The organism is Pseudomonas sp. PGPPP4 (assembly GCF_002256045.1).
GTDB lineage: Bacteria > Pseudomonadota > Gammaproteobacteria > Pseudomonadales > Pseudomonadaceae > Chryseomonas > Chryseomonas oryzihabitans.
On sequence record NZ_NKID01000003.1, the window covers coordinates 108,376 to 129,895 of the forward strand.

Here is a 21,520-nt window from a genome sequence, read left to right on the forward strand (position 1 = left end):
AGTTCTCCTGAGGTGAGGCGAGCGTGACCGGAGGTGCCTGGCAGGGCCGGTCAGTCGATTACATCAGGCCACCTGAACGCCCTTGTCGCCCGAACGACGTCGATCCCGCCACAGGCGCCATGCCAGGGCCAGCAGGAAACCGGCCGTCAGCAGCACCACCAGGGTCGGCGCCGGGGCGCTGTCCCAGACCAGGCTCAGCAGCACCCCGCCCAGGGCCGCCGTCACGGCCAGGGTGGTGGCCAGCAGCAGCATCCAGCCAAAGGAACGGGTCAGCAGAAAGGCCGTGGCACCGGGGGCGATCAGCAGCGCCACCACCGGCACCATGCCTACCGCCTGCAGGGCGCCGACCACGGTCAGAGCGATCAGACCGAGCAGGCCGTAGTGCAGCAGTCCCACCCGCAGACCCAGGGCCCGGGCCTGGGCCGCGTCGAAGGCCAGCACCAGCAGGTCGCGCCAGCGACAGGCCAGCGCCAGCACCACCAGGCCGGCGATCACCGCCATCTGCCAGAAGGCCGCCGGGGACACCCCCAGCAGGTCGCCGAGCAGGATGTGGTCCAGGTGCAGCTCGGTGGGCAGCCTGGCGTGCAGCACCAGGCCCAGGCCGAACATGCCGGAAAAGACCACGCCCATCAGGGTGTCCTGCTTTACCCGGCTGTGGCGCTTGAGATAGCCGGTGGCCAGGGCGCAACCCAGCCCCGCGACGAAGGCGCCCGCCACCAGCGGTGCGCCCAGCGCCGAGGCCAGCACCAGGCCGGGAAAGACCGCGTGGGCGATAGCATCGCCCAGCAGCGCCCAGCCCTTGAGCACCAGGAAACAGGACAGCAGCGCCGTGGGCACCGCCACCAGCACGGCCATCAGCAACGCCTGGCGGAGGAAATCGACTTCCAGGGTCAGCAGCAGCCAGTCCATCAGCCCGCCTCCGCCGTCTGCCGCGCGCGGCGGCGGTTGGCCAGCAGGCCGTGACGCGGCGCCAGGACGAAGGCCAGCAGAAAGATCAGGGTCTGCAAGACCACCACGCAGCCCCCGGTGGCGCCGTCGAGGAAGTAGCTGAGGTAGGTGCCCAAGAGGCCGCTGCCGATACCGATGGCGACGCTGATCAGCACCACCCGCGAGAAGCGATCGCTGAGCAGATAGGCCGTCGCCCCCGGCGTCACCACCAGGGCGATGACCAGGAAGGCGCCCACCGTCTGCATGGCCGCCACGGTGCTCAGCGCCAGCAGGGTAAAGAACAGCAGCCGGTACAGGGTGGGATTGAGGCCGCAGGCGCGCGCCTGGCCTTCGTCGAAAAACACCAGCAGCAGGTCGCGCCATTTGAGCAGTAGCACCAGCAGGGAGACGGCGGCGATAGTCAGCAACTGGCGACTGGCCTCGGGGGTGATGGCCAGGATGTTGCCGAAGACGATGGTCTGGATGTCCACCGCCACCGGCGCCAGCGAGACCAGGAACAGCCCGCCGCCAAAGAAGGCGCTGAAGATCAGCCCGATGATGACGTCTTCCTTGAGCCGGGTGTACTGCCGCAGCCCGAGCATGGCGCCGGCCGCCGCGCCGCCGGCGAGAAAGGCGCCCAGCGCCAGCGGCAGGCCGAGCAGATAGGCGCCGGCCACGCCGGGCACCACGGCATGGGAAAGGGCATCGCCGATCAGCGACCAGCCCTTTAGCATCAGGTAGGCGGAAAGAAAGGCGCACAGCCCGCCCACCAGCGCCGCCGCGCCCAGGGCATTTCTCATGTAGCCGTAGGCCAGGGGTTCCAGCAGCCCTTCCATCAGGCACGCTCCCGCCGCCGCGGCTCCGCTTGCAGCCCGTCGAACAGCCGCAGGGCGCCGCCAAAGGTGCGTTCCAGGTTCTCCCGGGTAAAGACCTCGGCCGTCGGCCCCTGGGCCAGCACGGTGCGATCGAGCAACACGGTGCGATCGCAGAAGCGCTCGATGCTGGCCAGATCATGGGTCGACACCAGCATGGAGCGACCTTCGGCGCGCAGCGCCTGGAGCAACTCGATGATGGCGCGCTCGGAGGTGGCGTCCACCCCGGTGAAGGGTTCGTCCAGGAGGATCACCCGGCTGTCCTGGGCCAGGGCGCGGGCGAGAAAGACGCGCTTCTTCTGGCCGCCGGAGAGTTCGCCGATCTGCCGCTTGCGCAACGCGGTCAGCCCCACCCGGGCCAGGGCGGCGTCCACCGCCTGGTGATCGGCGGCGCGGGCCAGGCGTAGGAAATTCATCCGCCCATAGCGGCCCATGAGCACCACGTCCTCCACCCGCACCGGAAAGTCCCAGTCCACGTCTTCGCTCTGGGGGACGTAGGCGACGAGGTTGCGCTTGAGCGCCCGGGCCACCGGCAGGTCATCGACCCTTACCTGGCCGGAACGGACCGGCACGAAGCCCATGATCGCCTTGAACAGCGTCGACTTGCCGCTGCCGTTGACGCCCACCAGGGCGGTGATGGAGCCGCCGGGTACCACCAGACTGGCGTCGCGCAGGGCGGTATGGCCATTGCGATAGGTCACGCTGACTCCCTCGAGCGCGATCATGGCGCCAGCCCCTTCACCAGGGTTTCGGTGGTGACCCGCAGCAGATCGAGATAGGTGGGCACCGGTCCCTCGGCGGCGCTCAGGGAGTCGACATAAAGCACCCCGCCGTAGCGAGCGCCGCTCTCCCGTGCCACCTGCTCGGCCGGTGCGGCGGAAACCGTGCTTTCGCTGAACACCGCCGGAATCCGCTCGGCGCGCACCGTCTCGATCACCCGGCGGACCTGCTGCGGCGTGCCCTGGGCGTCGGCGTTGATCGGCCAGAGATAGAGCTCCTTGAGCCCCAGGTCGCGCGCCAGGTAGCTGAAGGCGCCCTCGCTGGACACCAGCCAGCGCCGCTGTTCGGGAATCGCCTGCAGCTGCTGGCGCAGGGGTTCGAGGGTGGCGGTGATGCGCGCCTTGTAGGCCGCGGCGTTGCGGCGATAGGTCTCGGCCTGGGCCGGATCGTGCTCCACCAGGGCATCGCGGATGTTGTCGACGTAGATCAGCGCTGCCTGCGGCGACATCCAGGCATGGGGATTGGGCTTGCTGGCATAGGGACCCTGGGCGATGGCGATGGGCGCGACGCCCCGGGAAACCACCGCGCTGGGCACGTCCGTCATGCGACTGAAGAAGCGCTCGAACCAGAGCTCCAGATTGAGGCCGTTCCACAGCACCAGCTGGGCATCGCGCGTCTTGAGTAGATCGCCCGGGGTGGGCTGGTAGTTGTGGATCTCGGCGCCGGGTTTGGTGATGGATTCCACCCGCGCGGCGTCGCCCGCCACATTGCGCGCCATGTCGGCGATCACCGTGAAGGTGGTGACCACCTTGAACGGCTCGGCGGCCTGGGCGGCATTCCCCAGCAGCAATCCCAGCAGACCCGCCAGGGTCCAGCGTCTCGTCTTCTCCAGCATCCGGCCCGCCTCTCGGTGGTTATAGCCTTGGCTAAATTAGATAGCACAACCTATCAGAGGTGCAGGAAGACTTTGTAACCTGGGATGAGAGGGGTGAGGGACAGGGACGAACACGGCAAGGCGGAGGCGCTGAGGAGGGCTGCAGAGGCCGGAGGGACCGGCCTGATTGGCAGGGATCAGTGCGCGGCGTGGACCGTCATGCCGCGAGGACGCTCGGGCGGGGTTTCCAGCGCGCGGCGTTCGGCGTGTCCGTCGAGCAGCTTGTCCAGCAGACCGCGCAGGGCGCGTTTCTTGAGTTCTTTCAGCATCGCGAATCCTCCCGGGATCGTTATAGCCTTGGCTATATTAAATAGCAGACCCTATCGAGAGGTGTTAGTGCTTTTTCTCAATCAGATAAATAGAGGCGCCCTAAACCGCTCGGGCTAGTGCGAGCAGACGAACCGGGAGCGAGGCCTAGTCGCCCTCTTCCTCCCGCGTCTTCAGGCGACGGCGGGCTTCCTGTGGTGTCAGGCCGGTCCAGCGCCGGAAGGCCCGGCGGAAATTGCGCAGATCGCCAAAGCCGGTTTGGAAGGCCACCTCGGCCAGCGCCAGGTCGGCCCGGCCGAGCAACGTCAGCGCCAAGCCACGCCGGGCTTCGTCAACCAGCGCCTGATAGCGGGTACCCGCCGCTTCGAGCCGGCGCCTCAGGGTCCGCTCGCTGAGATTGAGCGGCGCGGCCAGTTGCGCCAGGGTCGGCGGCGCATCCAGTCGCTTGCGGATCTCGCGCTGCAGGCCCTCGACCAGATCCGTCTGCAAGGGATCGTAGCCAGCCGCCGCGCCCAGCAATTCAATCACCTCGGCGGCCACGGCGTCGTCGCGGGTGGCGAGCGGCAGGTCCAGCCAGGCAGGGTCGAATTCGATGGCGGTCGCCGGCGCGGCGAAGCGCACCGGGCACTCGAACAAGGCCGCATAGCGCTCGCCATGCGGCGGCGCGGGATAGTCCAGACTCAGCGCCCGCGGCGGCAGCTGGGTCCCGGCGAGATGGCGGGCGACGCCTAGCACGCTGGCCAGTCCCTCCTCCATGTAGAAGGCGGTCACCGCCGGCTCGTGGAAGCGGGGCGTCAGCACCAGCCGCACCGCCGCCGCCCCTTGCTCCAGGCCATAGTCGAGCATGGCACCGGCCTGCTGCTGGTAGTGCAACCCCAGTTCCAGGGCCGCGCCCAGCGTGGCGCAGGCCTGCATGCCGAGGCCGACCAGACCGAGCGAGACGCTGGTCTGCCGGGCGCCGACTGCCAAGCCCAGGCCGTCGTCACCCAGTTGCGCCAGGCAGCGCCTGACCAGCAGATAGCCCTGCCGGTGCGATAGGCGAAAGCCCGGTCGCTGCACGTCGGCCGCCGTGAACCCCAGGCCGCGGCAGAGTCGCTCCACGTCGGCGTGGCGTTCGGCTGCCACCCGCAGCAGTAGCCGCGACACCTGGGGCGGCGCCGAGGCACGGGAAAAGCGCGGATCGACGGGGTCCGGCATGACGACGCTCCTCGGGCGAGAACCTGCCCGACGTTAACCCAGTGGCGCGCGGGCGAAAATCCCTCGGCAACGGCTGTCCGTTTCGGCCCCCTTCCCTGGCCGCCGCCACCCTGCCGTGGCCCCTCGACCCGCCGCTAAGGTGGCCTCGACACCCACGCGTGGAGACCTGCATGAACGACGACCTTTCCTACCAGGACTGCGGCGAGCGCATCTGCATCGTCGGCGGTGGCCCCGGCGGCCTGTGCATGGCCCGCGCGCTCAGGCGCCGCGGCCTGGACTACGAGCAGTTCGAGCGCCACAGCGACTTCGGCGGCGTCTGGGACCTGGATAACCCCGGCACGCCCATGTACGAATCCGCCCACTTCATCTCGTCGCGGGACCTCTCGGGCTTTCTCGACTATCCGATGCCCCGCGCCTTTCCCGACTATCCCGGCAATCGCCAGATCCTCGACTACCTGCGCGCCTTCGCCCGCACCTTCAGCCTCTATGCCCAGGCCCGTTTCAACACCGCCGTCGAACGGGTCGATAAAGATGCAGAGGACCGCTGGATCGTCACCCTCGACAGCGGTGAACGCCGCCGCTATCGGGCACTGATCTGCGCCACCGGCTGCAACTGGGACCCCAACCTGCCGGAGATCCCGGGGCACTTCAGCGGCGAGATCCGCCACGCGGTCAGCTACCGGCGCGCGACGGAATTCCAGGGCAAGCGGGTATTGATCGTCGGCGCCGGCAATTCCGGAGCCGACATCGCCTGCGACGCCGCCGCCAATGCCGAGCGCGCCTTCATCAGCCTGAGGCGCGGCTATCACTTCATCCCCAAGCACCTCTTCGGCGTGCCGGCGGACGTCTTCGGCGAACGCGGTCCGCGCCTGCCGCTGTGGCTGGAACGGCCGCTGTTCCAGGGCCTGCTGCGCCTGCTGCAGGGCGACCTGACCCGCTTTGGCCTGCCCAAGCCGGACCATCGCCTGTTCGAGAGCCATCCGCTGCTCAACAGCCAGCTGCTGCATCATCTGCAGCACGGCAACATCCAGGCGCGTCCGGATGTCTCCCACTTCGAGGGCGACCAGGTGGTGTTTCGCGATGGCAGCCGGGAGACTCTCGACCTGGTGCTCTATGCCACCGGCTATCGCTGGAGTTGCCGCTACGCCGCCGACTACCTCAGCTGGCAGCACGGCCGGCCGCAGCTCTACCTGTCCATCTTCAGTCGCGAGCACCGCAACCTGTTCGGCATCGGCTATCTGGAGACCAACTCCAGCGCCTACAAGCTGTTCGATCAGGAAGCCCACCTGATCGCCTGCCACCTGGCCGACCAGCTCCAGCGCCCGCACCAGGCCCGCGAATTCCAGGCGCTGATCCAGCAGGACGACCCGGACCTCTCCGGCGGCATCCGCTTCGTCGACTCGCCTCGCCACGCCGTCTACCTGGAGGTGCACGCCCTGCAGAAATACCTGCGCCAGCTGCGCCGTCGGCTGGGCTGGAGCGATCTGACCCCGGGTTATTTCGACCCCCTGCGCCAGGCACCCGAGCCGCTTCCGGCCAGCCTGCCCACCCCGTCCTGAGCGAGCCTGCCCATGAGCGACGTCATCCTGATCACCGGTGCCGCCGGCGGCATCGGTCAATGCCTGGCGCGGCAACTCAGCCGCCGTCCGGTCCAGCTGATCCTGGTGGATCGCGACGCCAGGGGCCTGGCCGCCCTGCGCGCCGAGCTGGACGAAGCCACCCTGACCTACGCCGCCGATCTCTGCGACGAAGACCAGCTCGCCGCCCTGATCGACTTCGTCCAGCAGCGCTGCGGTCGCCTCGACGCCCTGGTCAACAACGCCGCCATCGTCCGCGTCGGCCCCCTCACCGAACGCTCTCCGGCGAGCATTCGCCAGGAGCTCGACATCAACCTGCTGGCGCCCCTGCTGCTCGCGCGCCTGGCCATTCCCCTGCTCCAACGCTCGACCAATGCCCGGCTGGTCACCACGGTCTCCCTGGCGGGCATCTTTCCCACCCCGGAAAGCCCCATCTATTGCGCCAGCAAGTTCGGCCTGCGCGGCGCCATGCTCGCCCTGGCGCAGGATCTCGCGCCCCAGGGCATCCGCGTCTGCTGCGTCCTGCCGTCGGCCACCGACACCCCGATGCTGCGCCACGAGGCCATCGCCGGCGGCAATGCCCTGCAATTCATGGATCCGCCCCAGTCACCCGAGACGGTGGCGCGGCTGCTGGTGCGGGTGCTGGATCGACCGCGCCTGGAAAGCGCCCCGCGCGCCGGCGAACTCTGGCTGAGTCGGCTGGCGATGCTGGTGCCCGACCTGCTGCCGCGCCTGTTGCCGTTCTTTCAGCGCCGCGGCGAACGCGGCCTGCGTCGCTATCTCAGCGACCTGGAGCAACGCGGCCTGGCCGAGCGCCACGAGGGCACCTGGCGCCTGCGCCCGGACGACCGACCCGATTAGCCTGCTTTCGAAAACAAAAAAGGGGCCCGAGGACCCCAAGGGAAATCGAAGTGATCTCAGCCTTCGATTTCGATCAACACCTCGCCCGGATTGACCCGGTCGCTCTTGGCCACCCGCACCGCGGTGACGGTGCCGGCGATGGGCGCCTGGATCTCGGTTTCCATCTTCATGGCTTCGGTGACCAGCAAGCCCTGCCCGGCCCTGACCTGGTCGCCCTCCTTGACCAGCACCTCGACGATGTTGCCCGGCATGGTGGTGCTGACGTCGCCCGGACGCTCCGCCTGGCGCCGCCGCTGGCCGCCCTCGGCGACGAAGTCGCCACTGGCTTCGAACACCACCTCTTCCGGCACCCCGTCGATGGACAGGTAGAAGTGCCGCTTGCCTTCGCTCTTGAGGCCGATGCCGGTGATGTCCACCTGGTAGGTCTCGCCGTGCACGTCGACGCTGAAGGCGGTGGGCACGCCCTGGCCGCCCACCGCGGCCACGCCATCGGCCGACGGCATGGGCAGCAGGGCTTCCGGCACCAGGGTCCCGGCGGCGCGTTCCTCGAGGAACTTGCGCCCGATGTCGGGGAACATGGCAAAGGTCATCACGTCTTCTTCGCTCTTCGCCAGGTCACCGATCTCGGCGCGCAGCCGGGCCAGCTCGGGACTGAGCAGATCGGCCGGACGCACCTCGATGACCTCTTCCTGACCGATGGCCTGCTTGCGCAGCTGCTCGCAGATGGCACCCGGCGCCTTGCCGTAGCGGCCCTGCAGATAGAGCTTCACCTCGTTGGTGATGGTCTTGTAGCGCTCGCCGGCCAGCACGTTGAAGAAGGCCTGGGTGCCGACGATCTGCGAGGTCGGGGTCACCAGGGGCGGATAGCCCAGGTCCTTGCGCACCCGCGGGATCTCTTCCAGCACCTCGTTCATGCGATTGAGGGCGCCCTGCTCGCGCAGCTGGTTGGCCAGGTTGGAGATCATGCCGCCCGGCACCTGGTTGACCTGCACGCGGGTGTCGACCCCGGTGAATTCGCTCTCGAACTGGTGGTACTTCTTGCGCACCGCATGGAAATACAGGCCGATCTCCTGTAGCAGCTCCAGATCCAGGCCGGTGTCATAGGGCGTGTCGCGCAGGGCCGCGACCATGGATTCGGTCCCCGGGTGGCTGGTGCCCCAGGCCATGCTGGAGATCGCCGTGTCGATGCGATCGGCGCCATTCTCCACCGCCTTGAGCTGGCACATGGCGGCCACCCCGGCGGTGTCATGGGAATGCACCACTACGTCCAGGGTCAGGGCCTCCTTGAGCGCCTTGACCAGCTCGCCGGTGGCATAGGGCGTCAGCAGGCCGGCCATGTCCTTGATGGCGATGGAGTCCACGCCCAGGTCGGCCATGCGCCGCGCCTGCTCGACGAAGGCCGCGACGGTGTGCACCGGGCTGGTGGTGTAGCAGAGGGTGCCCTGGGCATGCTTGCCGCTGGCCTTGACCGCGCGGATGGCGGTTTCCAGGTTACGCACGTCGTTCATGGCATCGAAGATGCGGAAGACGTCGGTGCCATTGGCGGCGGCGCGCTCGACGAAGGCCTCGACCACGTCATCGCTGTAGTGCCGGTAGCCGAGCAGATTCTGGCCGCGCAGGAGCATCTGCAGCCGGGTATTGGGCAGCGCCTTGCGTAGCTGGCGCAGACGCTCCCAGGGGTCTTCCTTGAGGAAGCGCACGCAGGCGTCGAAGGTGGCGCCGCCCCAGACTTCCAGCGACCAGTAGCCGACCTGGTCGAGCTTGGCGCAGATCGGCAGCATGTCTTCGGTGCGCATGCGGGTCGCCAGCAGCGATTGGTGGGCGTCGCGCAGGATGGTGTCGGTGATCTGGATGCTTTTCATTGTTCTGTCGTCCTTACAGACCGGCGTGGGCGGCGATGGCGGCGGCGATGGCGATGGCCAGGTGCGTCGGGTTGCGCTTGATCGAGTACTGGGTCAGCTCCGGATGGCTTTCCACGAAGCTGGTGTTGAAGCGCCCGCTGCGGAATTCGGGATCGCGCAGGATGGCCTCGTAATAGGGCGCGGTGGTCTTCACCCCCTGCACGCGCATGTCGTCCAGGGCGCGCAGGCCACGATCCATGGCCTCTTCCCAGGTCAGCGCCCAGACGATCAGCTTGAGGCACATGGAGTCGTAGTACGGCGGGATCACGTAGCCGGTGTAGATGGCGGTGTCGGTGCGCACCCCCGGTCCGCCCGGGGCGTAGTAGCGGGTGATCTTGCCGAAGCTCGGCAGGAAGTTGTTCTTCGGGTCCTCGGCATTGATGCGGAATTGCAGGGCGAAGCCGCGGTGCTGGACGTCTTCCTGGGCAAAGGACAGCGGCAGGCCCGAGGCGATGCGGATCTGCTCGCGAACGATGTCGATGCCGGTGATTTCCTCGGTAATGGTGTGCTCCACCTGCACCCGGGTGTTCATCTCCATGAAATACACCTCGCCCTCGGCGAGCAGGAATTCCACGGTGCCTGCGTTCTCGTACCCCACCGCCTTGGCGGCGCGCACGGCCAGGTCGCCGATGTAGGCGCGCTGCTCGGGGGTCAGCTGGGGGCTGGGCGCGATCTCGATCAGCTTCTGGTTGCGCCGCTGGATGGAGCAGTCGCGCTCGAACAGGTGCACGGTGTTGCCGTGGCTGTCGGCAAGGATCTGCGCCTCGATGTGCTTGGGATTGACGATGCATTTCTCGAGAAACACCTCGGCCGAGCCGAAGGCCTTGGTCGCCTCGGAGATCACCCGTGGATAGGCCTGCTCCAGTTCCTCGCGGGAATTGCAGCGGCGGATACCACGACCGCCGCCGCCGGAGGTGGCCTTGAGCATTACCGGATAGCCGAGTCGATCGCCTTCGCGCAGGGCCTCGGCGATGTCCGCCACGTTGCCCTCGGTGCCCGGGGTGCAGGGTACGCCGGCGGCGATCATGCTGCGCCGGGCCTCGGTCTTGTCGCCCATGCGGCGGATGACCTCGGCGGATGGCCCGATGAAGCGGATCCCGCGCTGGGCGCAGATTTCCGCCAGCTCGGCGTTTTCCGAAAGAAAGCCATAGCCGGGATGCAGGGCGTCGCAACCGGTCTCCACGGCGAGATTCACCAATTTGCGCGGGTTGAGATAACCCTCCAGCGGATCGCTGCCGATCCCATGGGCTTCGTCGGCACGTTTCACGTGGAGCGCTTGGCGATCCGCATCGGAGTAGACCGCCACCGAGCGGATGCCCATCTCGGCACAGGCACGCACGATGCGCACGGCGATCTCGCCCCGATTGGCGATAAGTATCTTCTTGATCACACCTGGCTCCTTGTCTGCTGCAGCCTGCAGCCGCTTGTTATTGCCGGTGACCTGAAGCTACGCCAGGGTCTCTCTTATGGAAAATAAATAATTGTTGGATACTCCATAAGTCATCCCTTATGGATCTCCAAGATGCCCATGCGCAAGCCCTTGATGCGGCTCACCTTTCGCCAATTGCAGGTATTCGAGGCCGTGTGCGAGGCCCGCTCCTACAGCCGCGCGGCCGACATCATGGCGCTGACCCAGCCGGCGGTGAGCCTGCAGGTCCGTCAGCTCGAAGAGGTAGTGGGCGCGCCCCTGTTCAACTACGTCAATCGCACCCTTTACCTCACCGAAGCCGGCGAGGCCCTGCGCCAGACCGGGCGCGATCTCTTCGCCCGCCTGGGCAGCCTGGACATGCAGCTGTCGGATCTGCGCGGCGCCCTGCACGGCCAGCTGCGCCTGGGGGTGGAGAGCAGCGCCCAGTACCTGGCGCCGCACCTGTTCAGCCAGTTCCGCAGCAGCCATCCCCAGGTCGATCTGGCGCTGACCGTGGGCAACCATGCCCGGGTGCTGCGTCGGCTGACGGAGAATCGCGAGGACGTGGCGCTGATGTCCGGGGTGCCCAGTGGCTCGGACCTGGATTTCCTGCCCTTGCTGGACAACGCCATCGTCGCCGTGGCGCGCCCGGGCCATGCCCTGGCCGGCCGCCATGGCCTGAGCCTGCGCGATCTGGCGGCCTATCCGCTGCTGGTGCGCGAGGTCGGCTCCGGCACGCGCCAGGCTTGCGAGGACTATCTCAAGCAGAAGCGCGCCCACTTCGCCGAACAGCTGGAGATCGGCGCCTTCGAGGCGCAGCGCGAGGCGGTCCGCGCCGGACTCGGCCTGGCGCTGCTGCCGCGCCAGGCCATTCGCAGTGATCTCGCCGCCGGCAGCCTGGTCGAGCTGGACGTCGCCGACTTGCCGCTGCGCCGCTCCTGGTGCGTGGTGCAGGTGCGCGGCAAGCCGCTGTCGCCGGTGGCCCAGGCCTTCGTCGACTATCTGCGCGGCCAGCGCAGCCTGATCAATGCGTTAGGTATTGCCCTGGAGCCTGCTGCCGGCGCTGGGCCTGGCGTTCGTCCAGCAGCTGATTGAGAAACAGCAACTCATCGAGCTCCACGGCGAGTCGCTGGTCTTCGGCACGGGCTTCGATGGCGCGGCGGAATTTCATCCGCCGTTGATCCTGTAGCTTTCTGCGGGTCTTGCTGTCGAGACGAACGCTGGATTCCTGGATGAGAGCGGTCATGCCAATTCCTCCGGGCTGGGATCGGAATGGGCAGCTTCACCCTAACAGGTGACGATTTGGCGACAAAAAGACGACTATTGGGTGTCGCTGTGCTTGGTCGATTTCGATGACAACCGCAGGCTGCGCAAGCTGCGCTTCACGCCCTTGAGGTGCTCGACCAGGGCCGGACCGCGGGACATGGCCACGCCCATGGCCAGCACATCGATCACCACCAGGTGGGCGATCCGCGAGGTCAGGGGCACATAGATATCGGTGTCTTCGTGCACGTCGATGGCGATGTTGACCGTCGACAGATCGGCCAGCGGCGTCTGCCCCGGGCAGATGGTGATCAGGGCCGCGCCATTGTCGCGCACCAGGTTCGCGGTGATCAGCAGGTCCTTGGAGCGGCCCGACTGGGAGATGCAGATGGCTGCATCGGAAGCCGTCAGGGTCGCCGCCGACATGGCCTGCATGTGCGGATCGGAATAGGCGGTGGCGCTGAGCTGCAGGCGAAAGAATTTGTGCTGGGCGTCGTTGGCCACCGAGCCCGAGGCGCCGAAGCCGTAGAACATCACCCGCTGCGCCTTGGCGATCGCCTCGATCGCCGTTTCCAGCGCACGCATGTCCAGGCGCTCGCGCACGTCCATGAGGGTATGCAGGGTGGTGTCGAAGATCTTCAGGCTGAAGTCTTCCACCGCATCGTTCTCGTGGATGGCGAACTGGCCGAAACTGGCCCCCGCCGCCAGGCTCTGGGCCAGGCGCAGCTTGAGATCCTGGAAGCCGTCGCAGCCGATGGCGCGGCAGAAACGCACGATGGTGGGCTCGCTGACGCCGACGTTGTGGGCGAGGTCGGCCATGGAGCTGTGCATGACGGCAGCCGGATCCACCATGACCTGCTCGGCGACCTTGAGCTCCGACTTGCGCAGCAGGTGGCGGGATTGAGCAATGTGTTGCATGAGGTTCACAGGCGTATCTCGTCTAGCGGGCGGATGTAGTGCGTCGTACTTATACTACATAACGGTCGCCAAGGCTCTTGGTCATTACGATTCAGCACGTTCCTTTTCGCGCCCGTATCGGCACTTGGTAGTCATCCGCACGACCGACTACCTGAGCCCGAGCAGCTTTCGAACCGCTCTGCGCAAGGCCTTGCGCAGATTCCCGAGCAGTGGCGCACAGACGTCCTGCCCCGCCCCTGTAGTGCTTTTGCAACCCACTGATCAGAAAGGAATTTTCGGTTCTGGCATAGCCCTTGTTATCTCCTGGCACCCGGGCCATGACGGCCCATCACCAGGCAAGGAGAGCACCATGCCAACCCCCGCGTACCTGTCCCTCGAAGGCACCAAGCAAGGCCTGATCACTGCCGGCACCTTTACCGAAGACTCGGTCGGCAACATCTTCCAGGAAGGTCACGAAGACCAGATCCTGGTCCAGGCCTTCAATCACCAGGTGATCATTCCCCGCGATCCCCAGTCGGGTCAGCCCACCGGCCAGCGCGTGCACAAGCCGCTGATGATCACCAAGGTGTTCGACAAGGCCTCGCCGCTGATCTTCAACGCCCTCACCTCCGGCGAGCGCCTCGGCAAGTGCCGCCTGGAGTGGTACCGCACCTCGGCCACCGGTACCCAGGAGCACTACTTCACCATCGAACTGGAGGACGCCATCATCGTCGACGTCCAGTCGCGCATGCCCAACTGCCAGGACCCGAGCATGGCGCACTTCACCCACCTGGAAGACGTCTACTTCACCTACCGCAAGATCGTCTGGACCCACGAGGTCTCCGGCACCTCCGGTTCCGACGACTGGCGCTCGCCGATCGCCGCCTGAGGCGCCGGCTGCCGGCTTCACTCTACCCCCCCGGCCAGCCCCGCTGGCCGGGGGATTCGCTGCCCTGCGCCACCCGCCTCGCCTCCCATCCGTCCGGTTTGGCGCTCCTTCTACCGCATCGGTAGAATGCGGCGATGAACGACGACATCTCCCTGCTGCTCAATTCCCTCAACGATGCCCAGCGTCAGGCCGTGGCCGCGCCCCTGGGTCGCCAACTGGTCCTGGCCGGCGCCGGCTCGGGCAAGACCCGGGTGCTGGTGCACCGCATCGCCTGGCTGATCCAGGTCGAGCGCGCCTCGCCGCACTCCATCCTCTCGGTGACCTTCACCAACAAGGCCGCCGCCGAGATGCGCCACCGCATCGAGCAATTGCTCGGCATGAGTCCGCAGGGCATGTGGGTCGGCACCTTCCACGGCCTGGCCCACCGCCTGTTGCGGGCGCACTGGCAGGAAGCGGGGCTGTCGCAGAATTTCCAGATCCTCGACAGCGACGATCAGCAGCGCATCGTCAAGCGGGTGATCCGCGAGCTGGGCCTCGACGAGCAGCGCTGGCCGGCACGCCAGGCGCAGTGGTTCATCAACGGCCAGAAGGACGAAGGCCTGCGACCGCAGCACATCCAGGCCGCAGGCGATCTCTTCCTCAGCACCATGCGCAGCATCTACGAAGCCTACGAGGCGGCCTGCGCCCGCGCCGGGGTGATCGACTTCTCCGAGCTGCTGCTGCGCGCCCTGGATCTGTGGCGCAACAATCCCAGCCTGCTGGAGCACTACCAGCGGCGCTTCCAGCACCTGCTGGTGGACGAATTCCAGGACACCAACGCCGTCCAGTACGCCTGGCTCAAGCACCTCGCCCAGAATGGCGCCAGCCTCATGGTGGTGGGCGACGACGACCAGTCCATCTATGGCTGGCGCGGCGCCAAGATCGAGAACATCCAGCAGTTCAACGAGGACTTCTCGGCCGAGATCATCCGCCTGGAGCAGAACTACCGCTCCACCGACACCATCCTCAAGGCCGCCAACGGCCTGATCGCCCACAACTTCGGCCGCCTCGGCAAGGAGCTGTGGACCGATACCGGCGAAGGCGAGGCCATCACCCTCTATGCCGGCTTCAACGAGCACGACGAGGCGCGCTACATCGTCGAGACCATCGAAAGCGAGTTCAAGAAGGGCACCCGGCGCAGCGAGATGGCCATCCTCTACCGCTCCAACGCCCAGTCCCGGGTGCTGGAAGAGGCGCTGCTGCGCGAGAAGATCCCCTATCGCATCTATGGCGGTCTGAGATTCTTCGAGCGCGCCGAGATCAAGAACGCCATGGCCTACCTGCGGCTGATCCAGCATCGCCATGACGATGCCGCCCTGGAGCGGGTGATCAACGTGCCGCCGCGGGGCATCGGCGAAAAGACCGTGGAGGCGCTGCGCAGCGCCGCCCGCGCGCAGAACACCTCGCTGTGGCAGGCGCTGCACGACCTGGTCGGCGCCCGCGCGGTGTCGGGTCGCGCCGCCTCGGCGCTCAATGCCTTCGTCGAGCTGGTCGACACCCTGGCGCTCAAGGCCGAGGACCTGTCCCTGCACAGCCTGGTGCAGCAGATCATCGAGCAGACCGGCCTGGTCACCTTCCACAAAGAAGAAAAGGGCGAGAAAGGCCAGGCGCGGGTGGAAAACCTGGAAGAACTGGTCAGCGCCGCGCGCTCCTTCGATTTCAGCGGTGACGAGGAGATGACGCCCCTGGCGGCCTTCCTCGACCACGCCGCCCTGGAATCCGGTGACACCCAGGCCGACAGCCACGAAGACAGCGTCCAGCTGATGACCCTGCACAGTGCCAAGGGCCTGGAATTCCCCCTGGTGTTCCTGGCCGGCATGGAAGAAGGCCTGTTCCCGCACAAGATGAGCCTGGAAGAACCCGGCCGCCTGGAAGAGGAACGCCGCCTGGCCTACGTGGGCATCACCCGCGCCATGCGCCGCCTGGTGATGAGCTATGCGGAGACCCGCCGGCTCTATGGCAGCGAGACCTACAACAAGGTCTCGCGCTTCGTCCGCGAGGTACCGGACGGCCTGATCCAGGAAGTGCGGCTGTCCAATGCGGTCAAGCAGCCCTTCGCCGGCAGCCGACCCAGTCCCTTCGCCCAGGCCCCGGTGCCGGAGACCACCTTCAGTCTCGGTCAGCCGGTGCGCCACGCCCTGTTCGGCGACGGTGTCATCCTCAACTACGAGGGCTCCGGCGCCCATGCCCGGGTGCAGGTCAACTTCAAGTCCGAAGGCAGCAAGTGGCTGATGGTGAGCTACGCCAAGCTCGAACCGCTCTAGCCATGACCACCTCCTGGCTGTTCTGGGCGCTCCTGGCGGCGGCGTTCGCCGCCCTCACCGCCATCTTCGGCAAGCTGGGCGTGGAACACGTCAACGCGGACTTCGCCACCCTGCTGCGCACCCTGGTGGTCGTGGTGGTCCTGGCGGTCATCGTCCTGGCCACCGGGCAGGCGCAACCCCTGGCCAGCATCGCCGGTCGCAGCTATCTGTTCCTGTTGCTTTCGGGCGTGGCCACCGGCCTGTCCTGGCTGTGCTACTACCGGGCGCTCAAGCTGGGCCCCGCCTCGCTGGTGGCGCCGGTGGACAAGTTGAGCGTGGTGCTGGTGGCGATCTTTGGCGTGGCGCTGCTGGGTGAGCGCCTGGACCTGCGCCAGTGGTGCGGCATCGCCGCCATCGGTGGGGGCGTGCTGCTGCTGGCCTGGCGACCTTGAAGGGGCGCAGGAAAAGAGCCTGACCGCCGGTGGGAGATTGCCGGACGGCAGAAAGCGGCCAAGCCCATTTCCTGCATTGCGCATTCCCTTGCCATCGATCCGCTTATTCAAACGGCCGACTTAGAGCGATTCTGCCGCGTCGATCCCCGGCCGGCAATGGCTGGATTCCGCAAAAGCGGCCTAAGGGTGTCCGCCCTTGTCCTGTTCCAGGGTCTCGATGAAGGCGATCTGCAGCCGCGAGTGGACGCGGATGAACCAGCGCCACAGCACCGCGATCACCACCACCGCGACCAGGCCGATCAGCAGCAGCAGCTCGCCACGCGGCAGGATGCTGCTGCTCAGCGCGGCCAGCAGCACCAGGATGCCGGCCAGCGACAGAAGCGGGATCAGCTCGCTGACCAGTCGCCGTACCGGCTGCGTATAGCGGCCGGCCTGGTTCTGCCTGACGCTGAGTTCGGCCATCAGCATGGCCAGAGCCTTGAGCTTGCGATAGGCGGCGATCAGGCAGGGCAGCGACAGCAGCAGGGCCCCGCCCCAGATGCAGGCCTTCTGCAGATCGGGATCGGTGATCCAGGTGCTGAGCCAGCCGGCCAGGCCACCAGCGAAATAGGCGCCGCCAAGGAAGATGGCGATGACCAGCGACAGGTTGATTCCGACCTGCAGCAGGATGCGCCTCATCATGCCGGCCAGGACCGCCTTCTCGCCCTGGGGCTGGATGCTGCGCAGCCATTCGCCATAGATGCCCAGCACCCGCTGCATGGGCTGTGGCAACCAGCGGCCGATCCACAGCGCCAGCGGATCGGCGGCCTTGATCAGATAGGGTGTCAGCAGCGTGGTGATCGCCGACACGGCCACCGCCACCGGATAGAGGAAATGACTGGTGACGCCCAGGGTGATCCCGAGGGTGGCGATGATGAAGGAGAACTCGCCGATCTGCGCCAGGCCCATGCCGACCCGCAGCGAGGTCCGGCCATCGTTGCCGGCGATCAGGGTCCCCAGGCTGCAGGCGAGGATCTTGCCCAGCACCACGGCGACGCTGATCACGGTGATCGGCCAGGCGTACTCCACCAGCACCTTGGGATCGAGCAGCAGGCCGATGGCGACGAAGAAGATGGCGCTGAACATGTCGCGCAGCGGCTCCACCAGCTTCTCGATCTTAAGCAGCTGCCGCGACTCGGCCATGATGGCGCCGATCAGGAAGGCACCCAGCACCACGCTGTATTCCAGCTTGGCCACCAGCAGGCAGAAGCCGAAGCACAGCCCCAGCACCGTGATCAGCAGCATCTCGTTGCTGTCGAACTTGGCCACGTAGGCCAGCAGGCGTGGCACCAGCAGGATGCCGATGACCAGCGCCACGATCATGAACAGACTCAGCTTGCCCAGGGTCGAGGCCACCGCGCCCGGTTCCACCGAACCGCTCACCGCCAGGCCCGACAGCAGGGCGATGATGCCGATGCCGAGGATGTCCTCGACGATCAGCACGCCAAAGATCTGCTGGGCGAAGCGCTCGTGCTTCATCTTCAACTCGTTGAGCGCCTTGACGATGATGGTGGTCGAGGAGATGGCCAGGATGGCGCCGAGGAACAGCGAATCCATGTGCGACCAGCCGAACATCTGGCCCACCTGGTAACCCAGCCAGAGCATCAGGCTGATCTCGAGGAAGGCCGCGATGAAGGCCGTGGCGCCCACCCGGAACAGCTTGCGCAGCGAGAATTCCAGGCCGAGGCTGAACATCAGGAAGATCACCCCCACCTCGGCGAGGGTCTTGATGCTTTCTTCGTCGTGGATCAGACCGAATGGCGGGGTGTGGGGTCCGATGATGAAGCCGGCGAGGATGTAGCCCAGGACCACGGGCTGCTTGAGGCGGTGGAAGAGGATGGTCACCACGCCGGCCACCAGCATGATGACGGCCATGTCCTGGATAAAAGCTAGAGCATGCATCGGCCGGGCCCTCCTATGACGGGCCGGGCACTCTCCCGACACCTGCGCTGACTGGAGTCCAAGACTAGCATCTGCAAACTCTTGTGACGGATTTTGCAAAAATCTGTAATAGATTGATGTGCTTGGAAATTTTCAACGGTCGCAAGCACTTGGCGGCCTGCTTCCAGGTAACGCCGACAGGGCAAAATACCGAAACAATTCACGCTGGCTGTACTTGACCGGGCAGCGCAAGATGTATCCAACACCAGACTCTTCACAGAGAGAACACCACATGCAACGCCTGATGAGCTTCTTCATGATCCTGTGCCTGGGCCTCACGCTCAGCCTGGATGCCAATGCCAAACGCATGGGCGCCGGCAAGTCCGCTGGCGCCGCGCCCATTCACCAGACCCGCCAGGCCGCGCCAACCCAGCAGCCGGGCATGGCTGCGCCTGCCGCCGGTGCTGGCGCCGCCGCCGCTGCCCGTCCCAGCGGTGCCTCGCGCTGGCTCGGCCCGCTGGCCGGTATCGCCGCCGGTGGTCTGCTCGCCTCCATGTTCATGGGTGACGGCTTCGAAGGCTTCCAGTTCTTCGACTTCCTGATCCTGGCGCTCATCGCCTTCGTGATCTTCCGCCTGATCGCCCGTCGCAAGCAGCAGGCCGGTCCGCAGCCCGCCGTCGCCGGTCATGCGCCGATGCAGCGCGAGATGCCCAACCAGCCCAACAACGGTGGTCTGTTCGGCGGTGCCGCCGCTGGCGCCGCACCGGTGATCAACGCACCGAGCTGGTTCAATGCCGAGCGCTTCGTGGCCGCTGGTCGCGAGCACTTCATGAACCTACAGCAGCACTGGGACGCCAACGAGATGGACAAGATCTCCGAGTTCGTCACCCCGCAGATGCTGCAATGGCTGCGTGACGAGCGCGCCGCGCTGGGCGAGGGCTTCCAGTCCACCTACATCGAGAACCTGAACGCCACCCTCGACGGTGTCGAGGATCTGCAGGGCAAGACCATCGCCACCATCACCTTCAACGGTGTGTCCAAGGAATCGCGTTTCGACCAGGGCCAGCCGTTCAGCGAAAGCTGGCGCATGGAGCGCATGGCCGGCGAGAACCAGCCTTGGCTGCTGGCCGGTATCCGCCAGAACGCCTGATAAGGGCGCTTCACCCAGAAGCCCGGCTCTACGCCGGGCTTTTTCATGGGCCCCGCCTGCCGAACATCTCTCGAAACCGCTATCAAGTCCGCACGGAAGCTGCCGTTATCCCGGACTGAACTGCTAACCTTGCGCGCCTCTTTTCCCTTTATCCGGTGCGCATTTCGAGAGAGGCCTGCTATGGAAGACGTCATCGAACGCCTGCGTGAAGAAAACGAACCCGTTCCCGTACCCCTGGAGCTGCCCGACGAAGACCTGCTGGTCGAGATCGAGGAAGAATTGCTCATCAGCCTGCCGCCGGAATTCCGCGAATTCCTGCTGACCGTCAGCGACGTGGTCTATGGCCGCATCGAGCCGGTGACCGTCACCGATCCCCAGTCCCATACCTACCTGCCGGAAGTGGCTGCCACCGCCTGGGACGAAGGCCTGCCGCGCGAGTACATCCCCCTCTGCGCCAGCGACGACGGCTACTACTGCGTCAGCCAGGAAGGCGAGGTACTGTTGTGGGAAGATGGCGACCTGACCGACGAATCCTGGGATTCGGTCTGGGTCTGGGCGCGCGACGTCTGGCTGGAAAGCTGACCGGCCCGCTACTGAACGACCCCGCTGCGCATGGGTCTGGATAAGGCCATCACTTACGGAGGATGCGTCATGAGCACTCCCGTCGTCCTGATCACCGGTGCCGCGGGCGGCCTCGGCCGCGCCCTGGCGCAACGCTTCGCCCAGAGTCGCTGGCGCGTCGCCGCCGCCGACCGCGATGCCGAGGGCCTGCATGGCCTCAACGGCATCGTCGGCCTGGATTCCAGCGTGACCGCCGATATCTCCAGCGCCGAGGGCTGCCGTTCCCTGGTCAGCAAGGTCATGGCCCGTACCGGGCGTCTGGATGCCCTGATCAACGCGGCGGGCATCTGGCGCGAAGGCGAGGTCGAGACCTTTACCGAGGACGACTACGACCTGGTGATGGCGGTCAATCTCAAGGCCACCTTCTTCATGTGCTCGGCGGCCATCCCCTTCCTCAAGGAAAATCGCGGCGTCATCATCAACGTCGCCAGCGGCGCCGGACGCCAGCCCATCGCCGGCGCGGCGGCCTATGGCGCGGCCAAGGCCGCGGTGCGCTTCTTCAGCCAGAATCTGGCGGTGGAGCTGGCGCGTGATGGGGTACGGGTCAATGCCGTCTCGCCAGGGGACATCGACACCCCCATGCTGGACTTCCAGGCCGCCCACTATGGCAGTGGCGATCCGGCCGGGTATCGCCGCAACCTGCTCAATCGCTATCCCCAGGGCGAAACCGCGCGCTTCATCCAGCCGGAAGAGGTGGCCGAATTCGTCTACTTCCTCTGCCAGCCCCAGGCGGCGGCCATTTCCGGCGCCGACCTGCCCATCGACTTCGGGCTGTCCGCCGGCCGTTGACGGCTGTGACAGACGGCGTCGGTGCGCCGTCTACAGGATTTCCCCCTCGAGGATTCGCCCATGGAAGCCGGCAACCACCAGTTGAGCATGACCATCCTGATGACCCCGGACCTGGCCAACTTTTCCGGCAATGTCCACGGCGGCGCCCTGCTCAAGCACCTCGACGAAGTGGCCTACGCCTGCGCCAGCCGCTATGCCGGACGCTATGTGGTGACCCTCTCGGTGGATCAGGTGATCTTTCGCGAACCGGTGCATGTCGGCGAACTGGTGACCTTTCTCGCCTCGGTGAACTACACCGGGACCACTTCCATGGAAATCGGCGTCAAGGTCATCACCGAGAACATCCAGCAGCGTTCGGTGCGCCACACCAACAGTTGCTTCTTCACCATGGTGGCGGTGGACGAGAATGGCAAATCCTGCCCCGTGCCCCAGCTGGAACCCGTGACCGCGGACGAGAAGCGACGCTGTGTGCAGGCCCAGCAGCGCCGGCAGATCCGTCGGGAACTTCAAGAGCGCTATCAGGCACTCAAGGAAACCTTTTGAGTTTTGCCGGCTAGGTCGCCGTCGTTCGACGGCAGCGGCTCCAGGATCTG

Annotated in this window: 21 protein-coding genes; 10 read left to right on the forward strand and 11 right to left on the reverse strand. The window is 66.4% G+C overall.

What is annotated here, in order from left to right; all coding sequences use genetic code 11:
• Window positions 1-63: 63 nt before the first annotated feature.
• The 6 genes from CFE50_RS06185 to CFE50_RS06210 all read right to left on the reverse strand — a co-directional run bounded on the left by CFE50_RS06185 (window position 64) and on the right by CFE50_RS06210 (window position 4,917).
• Window positions 64-909 (reverse strand): metal ABC transporter permease, encoded by an 846-nt coding sequence (locus CFE50_RS06185; RefSeq protein ID WP_286732027.1) that lies wholly within the window; start codon window positions 907-909, stop codon window positions 64-66.
• Window positions 909-1,763 carry a metal ABC transporter permease gene (locus CFE50_RS06190; protein WP_241807455.1) on the reverse strand — a complete coding sequence of 285 codons (855 nt, stop codon included), beginning with the start codon at window positions 1,761-1,763 and terminating at the stop codon, window positions 909-911. The genes CFE50_RS06185 and CFE50_RS06190 overlap by 1 nt, the downstream gene beginning before the upstream one ends.
• Window positions 1,763-2,524 (reverse strand): metal ABC transporter ATP-binding protein, encoded by a 762-nt coding sequence (locus CFE50_RS06195; protein WP_144961058.1) that lies wholly within the window; start codon window positions 2,522-2,524, stop codon window positions 1,763-1,765. The genes CFE50_RS06190 and CFE50_RS06195 overlap by 1 nt, the downstream gene beginning before the upstream one ends.
• Complete coding sequence (locus CFE50_RS06200; protein WP_286732028.1) at window positions 2,521-3,414, reverse strand: metal ABC transporter substrate-binding protein; 894 nt, start codon at window positions 3,412-3,414, stop codon at window positions 2,521-2,523. Before CFE50_RS06200 ends, CFE50_RS06195 begins: the two co-directional genes overlap by 4 nt.
• A gap of 176 nt (window positions 3,415-3,590) precedes the next feature.
• Window positions 3,591-3,722 carry a hypothetical protein gene (locus tag CFE50_RS06205; protein WP_278442674.1) on the reverse strand — a complete coding sequence of 44 codons (132 nt, stop codon included), beginning with the start codon at window positions 3,720-3,722 and terminating at the stop codon, window positions 3,591-3,593.
• A gap of 145 nt (window positions 3,723-3,867) precedes the next feature.
• Entirely contained in the window at window positions 3,868-4,917 is a 1,050-nt protein-coding gene (locus CFE50_RS06210; RefSeq protein ID WP_286732029.1) for an AraC family transcriptional regulator, read from the reverse strand.
• 170 nt (window positions 4,918-5,087) lie between these two features.
• Here CFE50_RS06210 and CFE50_RS06215 point away from each other — a divergent pair, with 170 nt between their 5' ends.
• Window positions 5,088-6,476, forward strand: coding sequence for a flavin-containing monooxygenase (locus tag CFE50_RS06215; protein ID WP_286732030.1), 1,389 nt, complete (start codon window positions 5,088-5,090; stop codon window positions 6,474-6,476).
• Between the two features lie 12 nt (window positions 6,477-6,488).
• Window positions 6,489-7,355 carry an SDR family NAD(P)-dependent oxidoreductase gene (locus CFE50_RS06220; RefSeq protein ID WP_286732031.1) on the forward strand — a complete coding sequence of 289 codons (867 nt, stop codon included), beginning with the start codon at window positions 6,489-6,491 and terminating at the stop codon, window positions 7,353-7,355.
• Window positions 7,356-7,411: 56 nt separating this feature from the next.
• Here the strand turns inward: CFE50_RS06220 and oadA are convergent, their stop codons facing one another.
• Window positions 7,412-9,217 carry a sodium-extruding oxaloacetate decarboxylase subunit alpha gene (gene oadA, locus CFE50_RS06225; RefSeq protein WP_286732032.1) on the reverse strand — a complete coding sequence of 602 codons (1,806 nt, stop codon included), beginning with the start codon at window positions 9,215-9,217 and terminating at the stop codon, window positions 7,412-7,414.
• 13 nt (window positions 9,218-9,230) lie between these two features.
• A complete protein-coding gene (locus tag CFE50_RS06230; RefSeq protein WP_058777129.1) occupies window positions 9,231-10,646 on the reverse strand; it encodes an acetyl-CoA carboxylase biotin carboxylase subunit in 1,416 nt (471 codons plus the stop codon).
• Window positions 10,647-10,784: 138 nt separating this feature from the next.
• On the opposite strand from CFE50_RS06230, the gene CFE50_RS06235 reads away from it, so the two are divergent.
• Window positions 10,785-11,759 (forward strand): LysR family transcriptional regulator, encoded by a 975-nt coding sequence (locus CFE50_RS06235; RefSeq protein ID WP_286732033.1) that lies wholly within the window; start codon window positions 10,785-10,787, stop codon window positions 11,757-11,759.
• Here CFE50_RS06235 and CFE50_RS06240 read toward each other — a convergent pair.
• Window positions 11,689-11,910 carry a PA3496 family putative envelope integrity protein gene (locus CFE50_RS06240; protein ID WP_241807450.1) on the reverse strand — a complete coding sequence of 74 codons (222 nt, stop codon included), beginning with the start codon at window positions 11,908-11,910 and terminating at the stop codon, window positions 11,689-11,691. The genes CFE50_RS06235 and CFE50_RS06240 overlap by 71 nt on opposite strands.
• 74 nt (window positions 11,911-11,984) lie before the next feature.
• Window positions 11,985-12,854, reverse strand: coding sequence for a transcriptional regulator HexR (gene hexR / locus CFE50_RS06245; RefSeq protein ID WP_007160102.1), 870 nt, complete (start codon window positions 12,852-12,854; stop codon window positions 11,985-11,987).
• A gap of 340 nt (window positions 12,855-13,194) precedes the next feature.
• Here hexR and CFE50_RS06250 point away from each other — a divergent pair, with 340 nt between their 5' ends.
• The 3 genes from CFE50_RS06250 (at window position 13,195) to CFE50_RS06260 (ending at window position 16,447) form a co-directional block, all read left to right on the forward strand.
• Window positions 13,195-13,713 carry an Hcp family type VI secretion system effector gene (locus CFE50_RS06250; protein WP_017639168.1) on the forward strand — a complete coding sequence of 173 codons (519 nt, stop codon included), beginning with the start codon at window positions 13,195-13,197 and terminating at the stop codon, window positions 13,711-13,713.
• A 134-nt stretch (window positions 13,714-13,847) separates the two neighbouring features.
• A complete protein-coding gene (uvrD, locus tag CFE50_RS06255; RefSeq protein ID WP_145154292.1) occupies window positions 13,848-16,016 on the forward strand; it encodes a DNA helicase II in 2,169 nt (722 codons plus the stop codon).
• A gap of 2 nt (window positions 16,017-16,018) precedes the next feature.
• Entirely contained in the window at window positions 16,019-16,447 is a 429-nt protein-coding gene (locus tag CFE50_RS06260) for an EamA family transporter (RefSeq protein WP_044341251.1), read from the forward strand.
• A 180-nt stretch (window positions 16,448-16,627) separates the two neighbouring features.
• Here the strand turns inward: CFE50_RS06260 and CFE50_RS06265 are convergent, their stop codons facing one another.
• Window positions 16,628-18,388, reverse strand: coding sequence for a cation:proton antiporter (locus CFE50_RS06265; RefSeq protein ID WP_027598708.1), 1,761 nt, complete (start codon window positions 18,386-18,388; stop codon window positions 16,628-16,630).
• A 271-nt stretch (window positions 18,389-18,659) separates the two neighbouring features.
• Here CFE50_RS06265 and CFE50_RS06270 point away from each other — a divergent pair, with 271 nt between their 5' ends.
• The 4 genes from CFE50_RS06270 (at window position 18,660) to CFE50_RS06285 (ending at window position 21,470) form a co-directional block, all read left to right on the forward strand.
• Entirely contained in the window at window positions 18,660-19,517 is an 858-nt protein-coding gene (locus CFE50_RS06270; RefSeq protein ID WP_042134953.1) for a Tim44 domain-containing protein, read from the forward strand.
• A 180-nt stretch (window positions 19,518-19,697) separates the two neighbouring features.
• Window positions 19,698-20,099, forward strand: coding sequence for an SMI1/KNR4 family protein (locus tag CFE50_RS06275; RefSeq protein WP_007160107.1), 402 nt, complete (start codon window positions 19,698-19,700; stop codon window positions 20,097-20,099).
• Between the two features lie 69 nt (window positions 20,100-20,168).
• A complete protein-coding gene (locus CFE50_RS06280; protein ID WP_027598710.1) occupies window positions 20,169-20,927 on the forward strand; it encodes an SDR family NAD(P)-dependent oxidoreductase in 759 nt (252 codons plus the stop codon).
• Between the two features lie 60 nt (window positions 20,928-20,987).
• The gene (locus CFE50_RS06285) at window positions 20,988-21,470 is read left to right on the forward strand and encodes an acyl-CoA thioesterase (RefSeq protein ID WP_007160109.1); all 483 of its coding nucleotides are present in this window, start codon (window positions 20,988-20,990) and stop codon (window positions 21,468-21,470) included.
• Window positions 21,471-21,520: the final 50 nt, after the last annotated feature.

Coding starts and splice junctions, on each gene's coding strand:
- CFE50_RS06195 (WP_144961058.1), bottom strand. CDS start 2,524: ATGATCGCGCTCGAGGGAGTCAGCGTGACCTATCGCAATGGCCATACC.
- CFE50_RS06240 (WP_241807450.1), bottom strand. CDS start 11,910: ATGACCGCTCTCATCCAGGAATCCAGCGTTCGTCTCGACAGCAAGACC.
- CFE50_RS06215 (WP_286732030.1), top strand. CDS start 5,088: ATGAACGACGACCTTTCCTACCAGGACTGCGGCGAGCGCATCTGCATC.
- CFE50_RS06220 (WP_286732031.1), top strand. CDS start 6,489: ATGAGCGACGTCATCCTGATCACCGGTGCCGCCGGCGGCATCGGTCAA.
- CFE50_RS06200 (WP_286732028.1), bottom strand. CDS start 3,414: ATGCTGGAGAAGACGAGACGCTGGACCCTGGCGGGTCTGCTGGGATTG.
- CFE50_RS06185 (WP_286732027.1), bottom strand. CDS start 909: ATGGACTGGCTGCTGCTGACCCTGGAAGTCGATTTCCTCCGCCAGGCG.
- CFE50_RS06250 (WP_017639168.1), top strand. CDS start 13,195: ATGCCAACCCCCGCGTACCTGTCCCTCGAAGGCACCAAGCAAGGCCTG.
- CFE50_RS06275 (WP_007160107.1), top strand. CDS start 19,698: ATGGAAGACGTCATCGAACGCCTGCGTGAAGAAAACGAACCCGTTCCC.
- CFE50_RS06280 (WP_027598710.1), top strand. CDS start 20,169: ATGAGCACTCCCGTCGTCCTGATCACCGGTGCCGCGGGCGGCCTCGGC.
- CFE50_RS06235 (WP_286732033.1), top strand. CDS start 10,785: ATGCGCAAGCCCTTGATGCGGCTCACCTTTCGCCAATTGCAGGTATTC.
- uvrD (WP_145154292.1), top strand. CDS start 13,848: ATGAACGACGACATCTCCCTGCTGCTCAATTCCCTCAACGATGCCCAG.
- CFE50_RS06265 (WP_027598708.1), bottom strand. CDS start 18,388: ATGCATGCTCTAGCTTTTATCCAGGACATGGCCGTCATCATGCTGGTG.
- oadA (WP_286732032.1), bottom strand. CDS start 9,217: ATGAAAAGCATCCAGATCACCGACACCATCCTGCGCGACGCCCACCAA.
- CFE50_RS06260 (WP_044341251.1), top strand. CDS start 16,019: ATGACCACCTCCTGGCTGTTCTGGGCGCTCCTGGCGGCGGCGTTCGCC.
- CFE50_RS06210 (WP_286732029.1), bottom strand. CDS start 4,917: ATGCCGGACCCCGTCGATCCGCGCTTTTCCCGTGCCTCGGCGCCGCCC.
- CFE50_RS06205 (WP_278442674.1), bottom strand. CDS start 3,722: ATGCTGAAAGAACTCAAGAAACGCGCCCTGCGCGGTCTGCTGGACAAG.
- CFE50_RS06270 (WP_042134953.1), top strand. CDS start 18,660: ATGCAACGCCTGATGAGCTTCTTCATGATCCTGTGCCTGGGCCTCACG.
- CFE50_RS06285 (WP_007160109.1), top strand. CDS start 20,988: ATGGAAGCCGGCAACCACCAGTTGAGCATGACCATCCTGATGACCCCG.
- CFE50_RS06190 (WP_241807455.1), bottom strand. CDS start 1,763: ATGGAAGGGCTGCTGGAACCCCTGGCCTACGGCTACATGAGAAATGCC.